Source organism: Planobispora longispora (genome assembly GCF_016863135.1).
GTDB classification, from domain to species: Bacteria; Actinomycetota; Actinomycetes; order Streptosporangiales; family Streptosporangiaceae; genus Planobispora; species Planobispora longispora.
The window spans coordinates 260,494-274,970 of sequence record NZ_BOOH01000001.1; the positions used below are offsets into that span (position 1 = coordinate 260,494).

15 protein-coding genes and 2 pseudogenes are annotated in these 14,477 nt (G+C 72.0%); 6 read left to right on the plus strand and 11 right to left on the minus strand.

The features are described from left to right. Positions 1-119: 119 nt before the first annotated feature. A pseudogene (locus Plo01_RS41255) lies at positions 120-323 on the plus strand (MASE4 domain-containing protein); the annotation flags it as partial. Positions 324-372: 49 nt separating this feature from the next. Next, positions 373-843 (plus strand): annotated as a pseudogene (locus Plo01_RS41260) (MASE4 domain-containing protein); the annotation flags it as partial. Between the two features lie 258 nt (positions 844-1,101). On the opposite strand, the gene Plo01_RS01155 reads toward Plo01_RS41260, so the two are convergent. Then, positions 1,102-1,575 (minus strand): carboxymuconolactone decarboxylase family protein, encoded by a 474-nt coding sequence (locus tag Plo01_RS01155; RefSeq protein ID WP_203888544.1) that lies wholly within the window; start codon positions 1,573-1,575, stop codon positions 1,102-1,104. Positions 1,576-1,610: 35 nt separating this feature from the next. Next, positions 1,611-1,985, minus strand: a complete 375-nt coding sequence (locus Plo01_RS01160; RefSeq protein ID WP_239315729.1) for an RNA polymerase sigma factor — start codon at positions 1,983-1,985, stop codon at positions 1,611-1,613. A gap of 109 nt (positions 1,986-2,094) precedes the next feature. Here Plo01_RS01160 and Plo01_RS01165 point away from each other — a divergent pair, with 109 nt between their 5' ends. The 4 genes from Plo01_RS01165 to Plo01_RS01180 all read left to right on the plus strand — a co-directional run bounded on the left by Plo01_RS01165 (position 2,095) and on the right by Plo01_RS01180 (position 4,574). Beyond that, a complete protein-coding gene (locus Plo01_RS01165; protein ID WP_203888546.1) occupies positions 2,095-2,421 on the plus strand; it encodes a DUF8820 family protein in 327 nt (108 codons plus the stop codon). A 50-nt stretch (positions 2,422-2,471) separates the two neighbouring features. Next, on the plus strand, positions 2,472-3,503 hold the full coding sequence (locus Plo01_RS01170; protein ID WP_203888547.1) for a DUF6745 domain-containing protein: 1,032 nt from the start codon (positions 2,472-2,474) through the stop codon (positions 3,501-3,503). Between the two features lie 231 nt (positions 3,504-3,734). Further along, on the plus strand, positions 3,735-3,929 hold the full coding sequence (locus tag Plo01_RS01175; protein ID WP_203888548.1) for a hypothetical protein: 195 nt from the start codon (positions 3,735-3,737) through the stop codon (positions 3,927-3,929). A gap of 447 nt (positions 3,930-4,376) precedes the next feature. Beyond that, positions 4,377-4,574 (plus strand): hypothetical protein, encoded by a 198-nt coding sequence (locus tag Plo01_RS01180; protein ID WP_203888549.1) that lies wholly within the window; start codon positions 4,377-4,379, stop codon positions 4,572-4,574. 78 nt (positions 4,575-4,652) lie between these two features. On the opposite strand, the gene Plo01_RS01185 is transcribed toward Plo01_RS01180, so the two are convergent. From Plo01_RS01185 to Plo01_RS01225, 9 genes are all read right to left on the minus strand, one after another. Continuing rightward, the gene (locus tag Plo01_RS01185; RefSeq protein ID WP_203888636.1) at positions 4,653-5,498 is read right to left on the minus strand and encodes an STM4011 family radical SAM protein; all 846 of its coding nucleotides are present in this window, start codon (positions 5,496-5,498) and stop codon (positions 4,653-4,655) included. A 139-nt stretch (positions 5,499-5,637) separates the two neighbouring features. After that, a complete protein-coding gene (locus Plo01_RS01190) occupies positions 5,638-6,966 on the minus strand; it encodes an STM4012 family radical SAM protein (RefSeq protein ID WP_239315787.1) in 1,329 nt (442 codons plus the stop codon). Between the two features lie 146 nt (positions 6,967-7,112). Further along, the gene (locus Plo01_RS01195) at positions 7,113-7,931 is read right to left on the minus strand and encodes an STM4013/SEN3800 family hydrolase (protein ID WP_203888550.1); all 819 of its coding nucleotides are present in this window, start codon (positions 7,929-7,931) and stop codon (positions 7,113-7,115) included. Then, positions 7,928-9,016, minus strand: a complete 1,089-nt coding sequence (locus Plo01_RS01200; protein WP_239315730.1) for an STM4014 family protein — start codon at positions 9,014-9,016, stop codon at positions 7,928-7,930. Before Plo01_RS01200 ends, Plo01_RS01195 begins: the two co-directional genes overlap by 4 nt. Further along, positions 9,013-10,023 carry an STM4015 family protein gene (locus Plo01_RS01205; RefSeq protein WP_239315731.1) on the minus strand — a complete coding sequence of 337 codons (1,011 nt, stop codon included), beginning with the start codon at positions 10,021-10,023 and terminating at the stop codon, positions 9,013-9,015. The genes Plo01_RS01200 and Plo01_RS01205 overlap by 4 nt, the downstream gene beginning before the upstream one ends. Before the next feature lie 168 nt (positions 10,024-10,191). Then, complete coding sequence (locus Plo01_RS01210; protein WP_203888552.1) at positions 10,192-11,142, minus strand: STM4015 family protein; 951 nt, start codon at positions 11,140-11,142, stop codon at positions 10,192-10,194. Between the two features lie 117 nt (positions 11,143-11,259). Continuing rightward, on the minus strand, positions 11,260-12,213 hold the full coding sequence (locus tag Plo01_RS01215; RefSeq protein ID WP_203888553.1) for an STM4015 family protein: 954 nt from the start codon (positions 12,211-12,213) through the stop codon (positions 11,260-11,262). Between the two features lie 79 nt (positions 12,214-12,292). Next, entirely contained in the window at positions 12,293-13,183 is an 891-nt protein-coding gene (locus Plo01_RS01220; protein ID WP_203888554.1) for an STM4015 family protein, read from the minus strand. Between the two features lie 239 nt (positions 13,184-13,422). Next, a complete protein-coding gene (locus Plo01_RS01225) occupies positions 13,423-14,364 on the minus strand; it encodes an STM4015 family protein (protein WP_203888555.1) in 942 nt (313 codons plus the stop codon). Positions 14,365-14,477 lie beyond the last annotated feature (113 nt).

Consider the following 14,477-nt stretch of genomic DNA (forward strand, 5'->3'; position numbering starts at 1 on the left):
GCGTGACCCCCAGCCCAGCCCCCGACACGCCCCCGACCGCCAGGGTGGGCCGCGCGCCCCTCCTGGCCGCGGTCGTCGTCCCCGTGGTCACCGCGCTGATCTGCATGGGCGCGGACCGCATGCTGGGACAGGTGCCCGCCCTCCTGCCCGCGTTCCTCGCGGTGGTGTGCGTCAGCGACCTGCTCACCGCGTTCCTGCTGATCACCCAGTTCCTGGCGGGCGGCGACCGCCGGCTGCTGGCCCTGTCCTGCGCCTACCTGTGGTCGGCGGCGGTGATCGTCTCACACGCGCTGGTCTTCTCCGGCCTGTTCTCCCCCACCGGGCTGCTCGGCGCGACGATTGGAGGCCGGGGCCGGGAACATTCCCGTGATCATGGCCAACGGGAGCTACCGCGTGCTGACCGAGCGGTTCGGCGCGGCCATCATCGCGCTGAACGTCGTGGCCCTGCTCCTGGCCGCCACCCGGTTCCGCGGCGCCGTACGGGGCCTGGAGGCCTGGGCGATGGTGGCGGTGATCGCCTCCTGCGGAGACGTGATCCTCACCCTGTTCGCCGGGGCGCGCTTCACCTTCGGCTGGTACGGCGCCCGCCTGCCGGCCCTGGTGGCCGCGCTGGTGGTCCTCACCTCGCTGCTGCGCGAGATCACCACGCTCTACCGGCGCGTACGGCGCCACGCCGACGAGCTGTCCCTGCACAACGAGGAGCTGCGGCGGGCCAACGCCCTGCGCGACCATCTCGTCGCCGTGGTCTCGCACGAGCTGCGCTCGCCGCTGGCCGCCGTCAGGGGCTTCCTGGAGATCGTCGACGACCATCCCGACCTGCCGCCCGAGCGCGCCCGGCAGATGATCGCCCGTTCGCAGGTCCTCATCACCCGGCTGACCATGCTCACCGAGGACCTGCTGACCACTCCGGGCCTGGACGCCGGCCAGCTGTCGATGAGCCCGGTCCCGGTGGACCTGCGGGAGGCGCTGACGGAATGCGCCGTCCTGTTCCCGGAGGCGTCGATCACGGTCGACTGCCCGGACGGGCCGCACGCTCGTTCCCGCCCGGATCCCGGAGCGCCGCCGGCGTGCGGCGGCGGCGCTCCGGACCGGGGCTCCCGGTCATCCGAACTGGCCGGGCTGGTAGTCACCGGCGGGCTGCCGGGCGATGACGTTCACGCGGTTGAAGGCGTTGATGAGGGCGATCCCGGACATCAGGGCGGCGAGCTGCTCCTCGTCGTAGTGCTTGGCGGCGTTCGCCCAGGCCTCGTCGGTGACCCCGCCGGCCGCGTCCGCGATCCGGGTGCCCTGCTCGGCCAGCTCCAGCGCGGCGCGCTCGGCCTCGGTGAAGACCGTGGCCTCCCGCCAGGCCGCGACCAGGCTGAGGCGCACCGGCGACTCACCGGCGGCGAGGGCGTCCTTGGTGTGCATGTCGGTGCAGAAACCGCACCCGTTGATCTGGCTCGCGCGGAGCTTCACCAGCTCCTGCGTCGCGGCCGGCAGCGTCGATTCCGACAGCGCCTTGTTCGCGGAGACGAGGTGCTTCAGGAACTTGCCTGCGGTCGGGCTGGCGAAGAGGTTCAGGCGGGCATCCATGGTGGACTCCTCTGTCGTGGTCGGTGGTCGCACACCTACGACGGGACAGCGCCGCGCAATGTGACACGGGTGAATGTGACGTGCGTCTCCTTTCCCGCTCCGCCGGCGCGGGCCGTGGGTGGCCGCCCGGGCCCGCGCCGGCGGCCCGCGCCGGGGGAGCGGCCGTCCACGGCGCGGTAGCGGTGCGCGTCCCGCCAGACGGCGACGGAGGCGTCCTGGATCGCGTCGTCCACGAGGTCGGGGTCGGCGCAGCGGCGGGCCAGCCGTACCCGGAGCCGGGGGGCGTGCCGCCGGTGCAGGATCTTCAGCGCCTCGACCCGCTCCGCGGCGACGGCCAGCAGGAGGTCGGCGTCGCCGCTGTCGGGGGTGATCGGGGGTGGTTCCCGGCGTCTGGCGAGGAATCGGTACACGTTCTGATCTATCGCGGGATCGGGCGCGTCCGGTTCCGCCGGCGGCCGGAAATGTCGGTGGCGAGGACTAGTTTTCCGATCAACCCCGAGATCGAGGAGCCAGCGACCCATGTACCGCCAGGGTGACATCCTGATCGTTCCCGTCCCCGTCGACGCCGTCCCCCTCTCCGTCCAGGCGGCCCCTTCCGTCCCGCGCGACGCCCGCGGCCGCCTGGTGCTGGCCCTGGGCGAGGCCACCGGGCACGCCCACGCCGTGGCCGGCCCCGGGACCCTGGTCCGCTCCCCGCACCCGATGGACCCCGACTACCTGCACGTGCCCTCCGGGGGCCGGCTGGTCCACGAGGAGCACGCCGCGATCTCCCTGCCCAAGGGCTGGTACCGCGTGCAGCGCCAGAGAGAGTACGTCCCCGGCGCCTTCCGCGTCGTCGCCGACTGACCCCTCCCGACGCCTCCTCCCGACGTTCCCTCACACCAGGAGCCCGCTACATGACTGTCACCATGGAACTCGCCGACGTGTTGACCGCGGCGGCCCGGCGCTGGGAGGACGTGGCCTTCCAGACCGGTCCCGCGGACCGGCCCCGGGCCGAGGCGGGAGTGCGGCTGGCCTACCGGGCCGCCGGGCTGGCCGAGCCGGAGAAGATCATCTGGGTTGACTCGCCCGCCGCGGGCGCGCGGGCCATCGCCACGCTGGGCGCCGGGAGATCGGTCCGCGACGAGGTGCGGACCCGGCCGTGGGAGCGGGCCAGGGCCGAGGCGCACGCGGCGCTCGGGCCCGTGGGCTGGCCGCTGGCCTGGTCGCTGACCGCGGGGCGGCTCTGGGACCCGGCGAACGGGCTGATCACCCGGATCCGCCAGGCCGTCGCCGCGCTCGAGGAGTCGGAGGCCGCCGGCGCGGCGCTGCGCGCCTCGACGCTGGACGCCGTGCTGGGCCAGCAGGACGCGCCGTGGTTGTCGCTGTTCGACGCGCTGGAGCGGCCGGAGCTGGAGGGGCTGATCCAGGTGGCCCGGTCGGCGGGCTGGTGGTGGCCGTTCGAGCGGGTCGCCATCGTCTGCGAGCGCCCCGTCGAGCTGCACCGCGACGAGCTGTCGCGCCTGCACCGCGCGGGCGGCCCGGCCCTGCTCTTCCCTGACGGCTTCGCCGTGCACGCCTGGGGCGGCATGCCGGTCCCCGCCGACTTCGCCGACTCCATGGCGACGCTGACGCCCGAGCGCATCCGCGCCGAGGAGAACGCCGAGCTGCGCCGGGTCATGCTGGAGCACTTCGGTTACGACCGCTATCTCGCCGAGTCCGGGGCGACCCCGCTCCACCGGGACGAGACGGGCGTCCTCTGGCGGATCGACCTGCCCGGCGACGAGCCGGTGACGATGGTCGAGGTGGTCAACTCCACCGCCGAGCCCGACGGCACCTTCCGCAAGTACTGGCTGCGCGTCCCGCCCGGCACCCGTACCGCCCGCGCGGGTGTGGCCTGGACCTTCGGCATGTCCGAGGCCGACTACCGCCCGGAGCGGGAGACCTGACCGCTCCTCACCCGTGCCGCCCGGCGTCACCGGCGGCCGGAGGACGGCGGATAAGACAGACGAAACATCGGTGACCGCCAAGAAAACCTCACCGCTTTTTGGCCGAATATGACAGAAAGCAACTGGAGCGTCCTCTACGGCAAGTGAGATTATTCATGGCGATGAGCGATCGACCGAACACGGTCGATTGCAGAAATCAACCATGATTCTCTCTTCCATGGAGGAAAAGCCATGATTCGCCGTTTTCTCGCCGGTGCCGCCATCGCAGGCTTCGCAGGCCTGATCTTCGCCGGCCCCGCCGCGGCCACCTGCGACTGGGGCAAGGGCGGCGGCGGTGGCGGATACGTCTACATCGACGACAGCAACCACAACGAGGTCCTGAACGACCTCCTCGACGTCGCCCTCCTCGGCATCATCGAGAACTGACCTTCTCCGGAAGGCACCGGGCGCCCGGCATCTCATGCCGGGCGCCCCTGTCCGGGGCCGGCTCGCCTCCGGACACCCCTGCCGATCGGCAGACATCGGGAATTCTCCCGAAAACCGGGAGAAGAACGTTCCCTTGCGACACGCTCCCTCTCCGGGGGCACTTCTGGCAATTTCAAATATCAGCAAAAATCGGCTTCATGACCGGGACCCCGGCCATGAAGCCGATTTTTCATGCCCCCGGTGAGACTTCTGCCGTACCGGCGAATCCCGCAGATCAGAGAAAACGATAATCACCAAAAGACATAGCAATCATATGGTCGAATGTGATGAAACTCCCCTAGAGCGACTTCTGGGACAAGTGAGACTATTGAGTACGGCGAGCGATCGACCGACCACGGTCTGTCGCGAAAGTCATCGATGATTCTCTGATCCCATGGAGGAAAAATCATGATCCGTCGTATTCTCGCCGGTGCAGCCATCGCCGGGTTCGCCAGCCTCGCCTTCGCGGGCCCCGCCGCGGCCGACCACGACTGGGACCGCTGGGACCGTGGCCATGGAAATTACATCTACATCGACGACAGCAACCACAACGAGGTCCTGAACGATCTCTTCGACTTCGCGTTCCTCGGCATCATCGAGAACTGATCCTCAGGCGGAAGGCGGCTTCACGGCCACGCGGACAACCGTGGAGCCGCCTTCCGCGCGCCGGCCCGCCCCGCCGGGTCAGCGGTCACATGAGATGTGCGGGAAGTGCGGGATGCGCTCCAGGATGCCGCCGGCGAAGACGTCGTACAGGCCGGTCGGCTCCAGATGCACGTAGCCGATGTGGCAGTCGCACAGCGCCAGCGGGCAGGGCCGGGCCCGGGGGCGGAACGTCCCGTCGTAGAGGTTGCCGAGCACGGCGGGGACGAAGTGGCAGCGCCGCACGGTGCCGTCGCCGTCCACCGAGATGACGCTGTCGCCGGTACGGCACGGCCGCCCGGCGCTGCGGTGCGGGGTGCGGCTGTAGGGGAACAACGGGTCGATCGCCGTCCACTCGGCCGCCTCGGCGTCGGTGCAGGGGCGGCCCTCGGCGGCGTTCACCCACAGGTACACCTGGTCCGGGAGATCGGCCCGGAGCCTGCGGGCGTGGTCCAGATGCTCGGGCAGACCGACGATCCCGACGCTGAACCGCACTCCCCTGCCGGCCAGGTCCCGGCACTTCTCCAGGAACCGCTCGTAGGCGACCTGGCTGGGGTGGTAGGTCACCCAGAGGGCGAGCGTGCCGAGGTCCGCCTCGGCCAGCCAGTCCGGGCGGCAGCTGAAGTTGGTCTGGATGGCCACCCGCCGGACGTGCGGCAGATGGCTGAGCTCCACCATCGCCCGGCGGTACCACGACCGGACGAGCCCCTCGCCCCACGGCGTGAACAGCACCGAGACCGGATGGTCCCGCTCCGCCACCCACCCGGCGAACCGCTCCAGCGCCGCCCGGTCGGCCCGGAGCCGCTCCGGGTCGTCGCGCCGCTTGGCGAACGGGCAGTAGGCGCAGTCGTAGTCGCAGCTCGACAGCGGCCCCCGGTAGAGGATCATCAGGTGCCCGGGGTCGTCCGCCGTCTCCCGGCCCACCGCCCCCGGCCCCGCCGTCTCCCGGCCCGCCGGGCGCCCGTCCCCCGCGCGGTCGGGCTTCGGGCCGATCCGCAGGAACACCGGGGAGGCGGCCCCTCCGGGCTCAGCGGGTTTCATAGGCGGCCATCAGCTCACGGGCCCGGCCGGAGAACAGCGCCGGGCCGATCGCGTCGGAGTGCGCCAGGCCCTCGGGGGTCAGCCGGAGCCGGACGGCCCCGGCTCCATGCCCGGAGCGTCCCCGCCCGTTCCCCTCTGCGACCCCGCTCCCCGCGGCGGGCGGCTCCAGCCAGCCCCGCTCCGCCAGGCGCTCCAGCTCCTCGCCGAAGTCGTCCGTGACACCGGTGCCGAAGCGCTCGCGGTAGGCGGCCGGGTCGAGCCCCTCGGCCTGCAGCAGCGACTGGATCAGGTGACGGCGGCGGCGCTCGCCGGAGTCGAGGCGGAAGCCGACGTTGGCGACCGCGAACTCCTCCGGCGCGAGCCGTACGTAGTCGTCGATGATCGCGCGCACCTGGCCCGCGCCGACCGCGTACTCGTAGGAGTAGTGCAGCCCGGAGGTGTAGGAGCGGGCCCCGCAGCCGAGGCCGACCATGCCGTCGCTCTGGCAGCAGTACTCGGTGGCGCCGCCCGTCCCGGGCAGCCGGAACATCCGCATCGACACCTGCTCGTACCCGGCGGCCAGCAGGTGGTCGCGCCCGTGCCGGTAGAGGCCGAGCCGGTGGTCGTCCCAGTCGCGCGCCCGCCGGCCGAGGCCGGTGAGCGGGCGCACGTACAGCGGGTAGAGGTAGATCTCCTCGGGCTTCCACTCCAGCGCGGCGTCCAGGGAGTACCGCCACGATTCCTCGGTCTGCCCGTCGATGCCGTAGATCAGGTCGATGTTGAGCGCCTCGAACCCGGTCTCCCTGATCCGGCCGAGCGCCGCCTCGACCTCGGCCCGCTTCTGCGGCCGGACCGCGGCCCGCGCCTCGGCGTCGATGAAGCTCTGCACGCCGATGGAGATCCGGGTCGTCCCCCGCTCGGCCAGCACCGCGAGCCGGTCGGCCGTGGCGGTGGCGGGCGAGGTCTCCACCGACAGCGGCACGGCGCGCAGGTCCGCGCCCATGATCCGCTCGGTGAGGTCGAACATCCGGGTCAGCTCGCCCGCGCTGAGGTAGGTGGGCGTGCCGCCGCCGATCGCGGCGGTGACGAACCGCGGGCCGTCCAGGGCGTCCCGTACGGCGCGCGCCTGCCGTTCCAGCGCGTCCAGGTAGGCGGCGACGAGGTCCTCGGGCGCGCCCGTCCTGGTGAACAGGTTGCAGAACCCGCAGCGCATCTCGCAGAAGGGGATGTGCAGGTAGAGGAAGAGGTTGTCCAGCGGCTCGCCCGCCCACACCTCGCGCAGCGCCGGGCGCGGCTCCAGCGGCCGGTAGGCCGTCTTGTGCGGGTAGGCGTACACGTATCCCTGGTAGGGACCGGACGGGGAGCCCTCCTCCGCCCGCCCGCCGGAGCCCGGCGCCGCCGGTTCCCTCCCCGGCGGGGTCGCCGCCGCACCGGGTGCCGGAGCCGCCTCGATGATCTCCAGCGCCCGCCCGGACCTTGCCGTCACCGCCACGCTCCCCGCTCCAGTTCGAACTCTCCGTACGGCACCGTCCAGACCACCTCGTGGCCGATCCGATGCCCGACATATCCGTCTTCACCGTAGGCCGTACCGTGATCGGAGCAGACGATCGCGAACCCCGGCCGCTCCCGGCTCACCAGCGCGAACAACCTGCCGATGTGCCGGTCCACGTACTCCAGCGCGGCGGCGTGGCTCTCCGGGCCGTCCCCGTGCTCGCGGGCCGCCCCGGGCAGGTGGAACCAGTTCGGCTGGTGCAGCGCCGAGACGTTGACGAACAGGAAGACCGGCCCGCCCGTCTCCGCCCTCGCCCGCGCGACCGCCCGCTCCGCGCACGCGACCTGCTGCTCGAACGAGGTCGGCGAGGCGACGCCGTACCCCGGCTCCCAGTGGCTCTCGGCGAACATCCCGGGCAGGACCGACCCGAGCGGGGTGAGCTTGTTGAAGAAGCCCACGCCGCCGACGCAGACCGTGTGGTAGCCCGCCCCCGCCAGCCCCGCGGGCAGGTCGGGCGCGTCGAACACCCAGGTCCCCTCCGCCGTGGTCTCGCTGCCCGGGAACGTGGCGGCGAACAGCCGGGGGTGCGGGCCGGGCGCGGCGGGCGTCGGCAGGAACCCGGCGAGGATCGCGGCGTGCGCGGCGTAGGTGAAGCTCCCCGGGCTGTGCCGCCGCTCCCACCGCCCGCCGGGCAGCGCCCGCGCCAGGTTCGGCAGCCGTCCCGCCCGGACCAGCTCGTCGGCCGCGTCGTAGCGGAGCGTGTCGAGCGTCACCAGCAGCAGATCGTGGCTCCCCACGATCGTGTTCATGTCCCGCATGTGCTCCCCATCATCGCCCGGACCTGGGTGTCGTAGGCGTCCAGGTCCTCGGCGCCGCTCCCGGGGAAGCCGGTCAGGCCGGGCAGCAGGTCGCCGAAGGCGTTGACCTCCGCCACCGCGACCGACGTCCAGTCGGCGCCGATCATCACATCGACCCCGGCCGCCGGGCTCCCGGGGAAGCAGGCCGCCGCCCGCGAGCAGGCGTCCAGCACCCGCTCCCACCCGTCCTCGCCGAGCCGGGCGCGGACCGCGCCGAGGTCGCCGCGAGACCCGCCCAGGTGCAGGTTGGTCATGGGGGCACGGCTCGCGCGGACCACCGCGTGCGTGGGCCTGCCGGCCACGACGACCACCCGCAGGTCGAACGTGAGCCCGTCCATGCCCGCCTTGGGGAACCAGCGCTCGACGTGGAGCCCGTCCCCGGCCAGCCGGTCGACGATCACCGCCAGGTCGGCCTCGTCCTCGTAGCGGCGCACCCGCAGCGAGTTGTACAGCTCCCCCGAGGACAGCGCCGCCGACGTCACCGCCAGGACCCGGCTCCCGGCGGCGTGCAGGGCGATCACCCCGGACGCCGACGAGCCGTGCGCGGGCTTGACGAACACCCGCCCCCACCCGGCCCGGTCCATCCGCTCGCGCAGCGAGCGGTAGTCCTCCACCGGCCCGGGCAGCGCGGGCGGCACCGGCACTCCGGCCGCCGACAGCCGCGCGTGGCAGAGCCGCTTGTCGAACATGACCGCGATCTCGTCGACGTCACCGAGCAGCACCGCCCCGGGCGTGCGTTCCACGGCCTCCCGCACCCGCGCCGTCCCGGCGGTGAACGCGGCGTGCCAGCGCGCTCCCCCGCCGACGCGGGACGGCTCGCCGGGACCGCGCAGCAGCGCGTCGGTCTCGGCGTCCTCGCCGGGCGAGTCGATCCGCACGAGCGTGCCGGGCTCCAGCACGATCTCCTCGCCCCGGAGCACGGAGGCCCACGGGACCACGCGCGGCGCGGGCAGGCCGTACCGGACGCAGGCGTCGGCGAACATCGTCACCCGCCGGTCCCCCGGCGTCCCGACGACCGCCAGGGCCGGGTCGCTCATTCGGCGACCGCCACGAACCGATCGCTCTCGTCCCATTCGTCTTCGTCTTCATCGTCATAGACGAATCCGAAGCGCTCGGCGAGGTCGATCTCATCGCTCATGTCCACCCGCACGCCGGGCAGCGCGGCCGTGATCCGCTCCTGCATCGCCGTACCGAGGTAGTGGTGGTGCAGGTCGAGCACGCGCAGGTGGGTCAGCGGCTGACCGGCCAGCAGCGCCTCGGCGCCCGCGTCGCCCAGCGTGCCCATCGACAGCGCCAGCCCTTCCAACCGGGCCACCACCGGAGCCGACGCCACCGCCGCCGCGATCTCGTCCTGGATCTCGCTGTCCTGCAGACCGAGACGGCGCAGTGACGGCAGCCGCTCGCCCGACAGGATCCCGGCGAGGTCGGCCACGGTGGCGTTCCCGCCGTACTCGGAGATGCCGAGCCACAGTTCGAGGTGCTCCAGCGCGGGGAAGTCCGACGCGCCGACCGCCCGCACGACCCCGGCGGGCAGCCCGCCCGACTCGAAGCGCAGGACCTTGAGCGCCTCGTGGCGCCCCGGCCGCAGCCGCAGACCGCTGCCCCCGCGCACCTCCAGCCGCTCCAGCAGCGGGAACGCCTCCAGCAACGGCGTGACGTCACCCTGTTTGATCCAGGAGATCTCACACTGCTCGTACGACATGTCCCCCAGGAAGAGCGCCCTGAGCGCGGGGAACGCGGCGGCGTTCTCGGCGAGCGCGGCGACGACCAGGTCGGCGCTCTCGGTGTGGGGCTCCTCCCAGGAGGAGATGACGAGTGCCGTCACCCGGGTGGTGTCGACGTTCTCGAGGAACCGGCGCAGGAGCGTTTCGAAGGTGCCCTCGGAGGTGCGGAACTCGACCACCTGCAGGGCCCAGGCGACGGTCTCCGGCGGCGGCGGTTCCGCGGTGATCCCCTTGTGGACGCGGAAGAGCGGCAGGCCCGCATAGCTCTCACGGCGGCGCTGCATGGGGGCGAAGCCGTCCGCCCCGTCGAAGATGTTCATGCCGGGAACTCCATACGCGTAGATTCCCTCGTGAGGTTCCCGACGTGGTCGTCGAACTCGGAACAGTCCATTCCAGGGCTCCCGGGGGTGAAAAACGACGGACCATGTCCTACCAGAGACTGCCGACACTCCTGACATCGCCGATGCCTCGGGCGGATCCGTACGGGATCACTCCGACACGGCGACGTAACGCTCGCCCCCGGTCCTGGCGAGGTCGGCCTGCTGCGACAGGTCCGCCCCGGGAAGAGCGTTCCCCAGGCGTTCCATCATCGCGTCACTCAGATAGTGACAGTGCAGGTCCAGGCGCTTGAGGTGGGTCAGCGGCTGACCGGACAGCAGCGCCTCGGCGCCCGCGTCGCCCAGCGTGCCCATCGACAGCGCCAGCCCTTCCAGCCGGGCCACCACCGGGGCCACCGCCACGGCGGCGGCGATCTCGTCCTGGATCTCGCTGTCCTGCAGCCCCAGATGCCGCAGCGACGGCAGCCGCTCACCGGACAGGATGGGCTCCAGGTCTTCCACCGTGGCGTCGCCGCCGTAGTCGGAGACGCCCAGCCACAGCTCCAGATACTCCAGCGCGGGCAGGTCGCACGCGCCCACCCCCCGCACCGCCTCGGGGGGCAGGCCCCCCGACTCCAACCGCAGGACCTTGAGCGCCTCATGGCGCACCGGCCGCAGTCTCAGACCGCTGCCCCCGCGCACCTCCAGCCGCTCCAGCAGCGGGAACGCCTCCAGCAACGGCGTGACGTCACTCTGCTCGATCCAGGAGATCTCGCACTCCTCGCTCGTCATCGCGCCCAGGAAGATCGAGCGCAGCTCCGGGAGGCGATGCGCGTTGTCCACGAGCAGCCCGACGACCTCGGCGCTGCTCTCCCCGTGGACATGCCACATTCCGGCGATGATCGCTTTGATGGCGGAGGCGTCCGCCTTCTCCAGGAGGCGGATGAACCGGCGCTCGAAGGACTCCTCCCTGTCGAAGACGTCCCTCGCGATCCGCCACGCCGTCTCACCCGCCGCCGGGATCTCCGTGTCCGCCTCACCGGGCACCGGCGCGATCGGCAGACCGGCGTAGATCCCCTCGGAGAGGCCGCTGACGCGGTCGTTGAACTCGGAGTAATCCATCCACGGCTCCTGTCAGGAAAAACACGACGGACCGTGTCCTACCAGACAAACGTGTCCTACGAGGAATAGACGACGCCTCAAGACTTGGCCGGCGCCTCAGGTCCTGACCGGCGCCGTTCATTCGGCGACCGCCACGTAGCGCCAGTCGTTGTCGATGTCCTCCTGATCGGACAGGTCGATCTCCACTCCCGGCAGGGTCTCGCGGACCCGCTTCATCATGGTGTCGCTCAGGTAGTGGTGGTGCAGGTCCAGGCGCTTGAGGTGGGTCAGCGGCTGACCCGACAGCAGCGCCTCGGCGCCCGCGTCGGTCAGCATGCCCATCGACAGCGACAGCGACTCCAGCCGGGCCACCACCGGGGCCGACGCCACCGCGGCGGCGATCTCGTCCTGGGCCTCGCTGTCCTGCAGCCCCAGATGCCGCAGCGACGGCAGCCGCTCACCGGCGAGGATCTCCCGCAGGTCCGCCACCCGGGCGTCGCCGCCGTACTGCTCGACGCCGAGCCAGACCTCCAGGTACTCCAGCGCGGGAAACTCCGACTCACCGACCGTCCGGACCACCCCGGCGGGCAGCCCGCCCGACTCGAACCGCAGGACCTTGAGCGCCTCGTGGCGCACCGGCCGCAGCTCCAGTCCGCTGCCCCCGCGCACCTCCAGCCGCTCCAGCAGCGGGAACTCCTCCAGCAGCGGCGTCACATCGCCCTGCTGGATCCAGGAGATCTCGCACTCCTCCCCCTCCATCGCGCCCAGGAAGATCGAGCGCAGCTCCGGGAGGCGATGCGCGTTGTCCGCGAGCAGCCGGACGATCATCGCGCTGCTCTCCTCGTAGGCGTCCTCCCACTCGCCGATGATGATCGCCTTGACGGCGGAGGCGTCCACCTTCTCCAGGAAGCGAGCGAACTGCTCCGCGAAGGTCTCCTCGGCGTCGTAGGTCTCGACCGAGAGCCGCCACGCCGTCCCGCCCGCGGCCGGGATCTCCGTGTCCTCCTCGTCGGGCACCGCCGCGATCGGCAGACCGGCGTAGCTTCCCCGGGAGAGGTTGTCGACACGATCGTTGAACTCGGTGTGGTCCATCCATGGCTCCTGAGCGGCGGGGACAATGGACCCTGTCCTACCAGAGATCACCGACACTCCAGGGCCTGACGGGCGCTCCTCATTCGGAGATCGCGACGTAGCGCCAGTCGTCCTCGTCGGCCTCCTGGCGGTCGGACAGGTCGACCTCGACTCCCGGGAGCGCCGCGCGGAGCCGCTCCGCCATCTCCTCGCTCAGGAAGTGGTGGCTCAGATCCAACCGCCGCAGGTGGGTCAGCGGCTGGCCGGTCAGCAGCGCCTCGGCGCCCGCGTCGGTCAGCGTGCCCATGGCGAGGGCGAGCGTCTCCAGCCGGGCCACCACCGGAGCCGTCGCCACCGCCGCCGCGATCTCATCCTGGATCTCGCTGTCCTGCAGCCCCAGGCAGCGCAGGGCGGGCAGCCGCTCACCGGACAGGATCGGCCCCAGGTCGGCCACGGTGGCGTCGCCGCCGTACTCCTCGACGCCGAGCCACAGGTCCAGATCCTCCAGCGCGGGGAACTCCGACGCGCCGACCGCCCGGACGACCTCGGCGGGCAGGCCGCCGCTCTCGAACCACAACGTCCGCAGCGCCCCGTGCCGGACCGGCCGCAGCCGCAGGCCGCTGCCCCCTCGGACGTGCAGGTGCTCCAGCTTCGGGAACGCCTCCAGCAGCGGGGTGACGTCGCCGTGCTCGATCCAGGAGATCTCCGCCTCCTCCTGCTCGATGTCACCGAGGAAGATCGAGCGCACGTTCCTCAGCCGGTCGCCCGCCTCGCTCAGCAGCCTGACCGGCAGCTCGGAACTGTGCCCCCGGTATCCGGCTCCCCACCAGCCCACGACGATCTCGCGCACGCGGCCGGGGTCGCGGCCGGCCATGAACGCCTCGAACTCCCGCTGGATCGCGGGAACGGCCTCTTCCTCCTTCTTCCCGTGGTCGAAGGGGTCGGCGGCCAGGCGCCAGGTGACGCCCTCCGTCAGGTCCTCGTCGGTCATCTGCGTTCCTTTGCCTGCTGGAGGGGACGACGACCCATGTCCTATCAGAGATCGCCGGCACTCGGGCGCATTCGGCTCGCCCCTCGCAGGAGCGACCGCGGCGTTTCGGAGGGGAGCCGTCAGCCGCCCCGCCCCGGCCCGTCCGCCATCCGCCGTCCGCGCGGCGACCGTCCCGGCTCGCACCGGCCCGCCCGCCGGCCGTGCGGAGACCGTCCCGGCTCACCCCGCCGTGCGGCCGTTCACTCGGCGACCGCCACGTAGCGCCAGTCGTCCCGGCCCTCTCTCCGGCCATCGGACAGATCCACCTCGACCCCCGGGAGCGCCGCGCGGACCCGCTCCGTCATGGCGTCGCTCAGGAAGTGGTGGTGCAGGTCCAGGCGTTTGAGGTGGGTCAGCGGCTGGCCGGACAGCAGCGCCTCGGCGCCCTCGTCGGTCAGCACGCCCATCGACAGGGCGAGCGACTCCAGCCGTGCGACGACCGGAGCCGTCGCCACCGCCGCCGCGATCTCGTCCTGCATCGCGCTGTCCTGCAGCCCCAGGTGCCGCAGGGCGGGCAGCCGCTCGCCCGACAGGATCGGCTCCAGGTCGGCCGCCGTGGCGTCGCCGCCGTACCTTTCGACGCCGAGCCACATCTCCAGGTGTTCCAGCGCGGGCAGGTCGCACGCGCCCGTCGCGCGCACCACGTGCCCGGGCAGGCCGCCGCTCTCGAACCTCAGGACTCTGAGACTCTCGTGCCGGACGGGGCGGAGCACCAGCTTGTCTCCTCCCCTGACCTCCAGCGCCTCCAGGCGGGGGAACGCCTCCAGCAGCGGGGTGACGTCGGACTGCTCGATCCAGGAGATCTCGCACTCGTCGGCGGGGATGTCGCCGAGCGCCACCAGGCGCAGAGCCGGGAAGCGGTCGGCGGCCCCGGTGAGCAGCCGTACGGCCTCCTCCGACGACGCATGCGGCGACCCCCACAGCTCGAAGATCAACTGGCGGATCACGGTGGTGTCCACCTCGTCGAGGAAACGGGCGAAGTAGTCGGCGAAGGGCTCCTCGCCGTCGTCGTAGTACTCGTTCAGCCAGAGCGACCACGCCTCGGCTCGGGAGGGTTCCTCCGCTTCCTCCTCCACGTCGGCGAGGCAGGGGAACTGTTCCACCTCAGGGGTGCGGAACCTGCTCAGACCGCCACGCGTCATCGGACCGCTCCGTCCCGACGACGCGGCGCCGGAGCGCCGCACCGGCCGGAACCGGCCGCGCGGACATGAAGATCGAGGTGGTCCATCCGTGGCTCCTGGGAGGCGAGAACACA

Bases quoted from the DNA above. Each gene is read 5' to 3' on its own strand.
- Plo01_RS01155 (WP_203888544.1), bottom strand. From the start codon at position 1,575: ATGGATGCCCGCCTGAACCTCTTCGCCAGCCCGACCGCAGGCAAGTTC.
- Plo01_RS01165 (WP_203888546.1), top strand. From the start codon at position 2,095: ATGTACCGCCAGGGTGACATCCTGATCGTTCCCGTCCCCGTCGACGCC.
- Plo01_RS01170 (WP_203888547.1), top strand. From the start codon at position 2,472: ATGACTGTCACCATGGAACTCGCCGACGTGTTGACCGCGGCGGCCCGG.
- Plo01_RS01175 (WP_203888548.1), top strand. From the start codon at position 3,735: ATGATTCGCCGTTTTCTCGCCGGTGCCGCCATCGCAGGCTTCGCAGGC.
- Plo01_RS01180 (WP_203888549.1), top strand. From the start codon at position 4,377: ATGATCCGTCGTATTCTCGCCGGTGCAGCCATCGCCGGGTTCGCCAGC.
- Plo01_RS01185 (WP_203888636.1), bottom strand. From the start codon at position 5,498: ATGATCCTCTACCGGGGGCCGCTGTCGAGCTGCGACTACGACTGCGCC.
- Plo01_RS01195 (WP_203888550.1), bottom strand. From the start codon at position 7,931: ATGAACACGATCGTGGGGAGCCACGATCTGCTGCTGGTGACGCTCGAC.
- Plo01_RS01200 (WP_239315730.1), bottom strand. From the start codon at position 9,016: ATGAGCGACCCGGCCCTGGCGGTCGTCGGGACGCCGGGGGACCGGCGG.
- Plo01_RS01205 (WP_239315731.1), bottom strand. From the start codon at position 10,023: ATGAACATCTTCGACGGGGCGGACGGCTTCGCCCCCATGCAGCGCCGC.
- Plo01_RS01210 (WP_203888552.1), bottom strand. From the start codon at position 11,142: ATGGATTACTCCGAGTTCAACGACCGCGTCAGCGGCCTCTCCGAGGGG.
- Plo01_RS01215 (WP_203888553.1), bottom strand. From the start codon at position 12,213: ATGGACCACACCGAGTTCAACGATCGTGTCGACAACCTCTCCCGGGGA.
- Plo01_RS01220 (WP_203888554.1), bottom strand. From the start codon at position 13,183: ATGACCGACGAGGACCTGACGGAGGGCGTCACCTGGCGCCTGGCCGCC.
- Plo01_RS01225 (WP_203888555.1), bottom strand. From the start codon at position 14,364: ATGACGCGTGGCGGTCTGAGCAGGTTCCGCACCCCTGAGGTGGAACAG.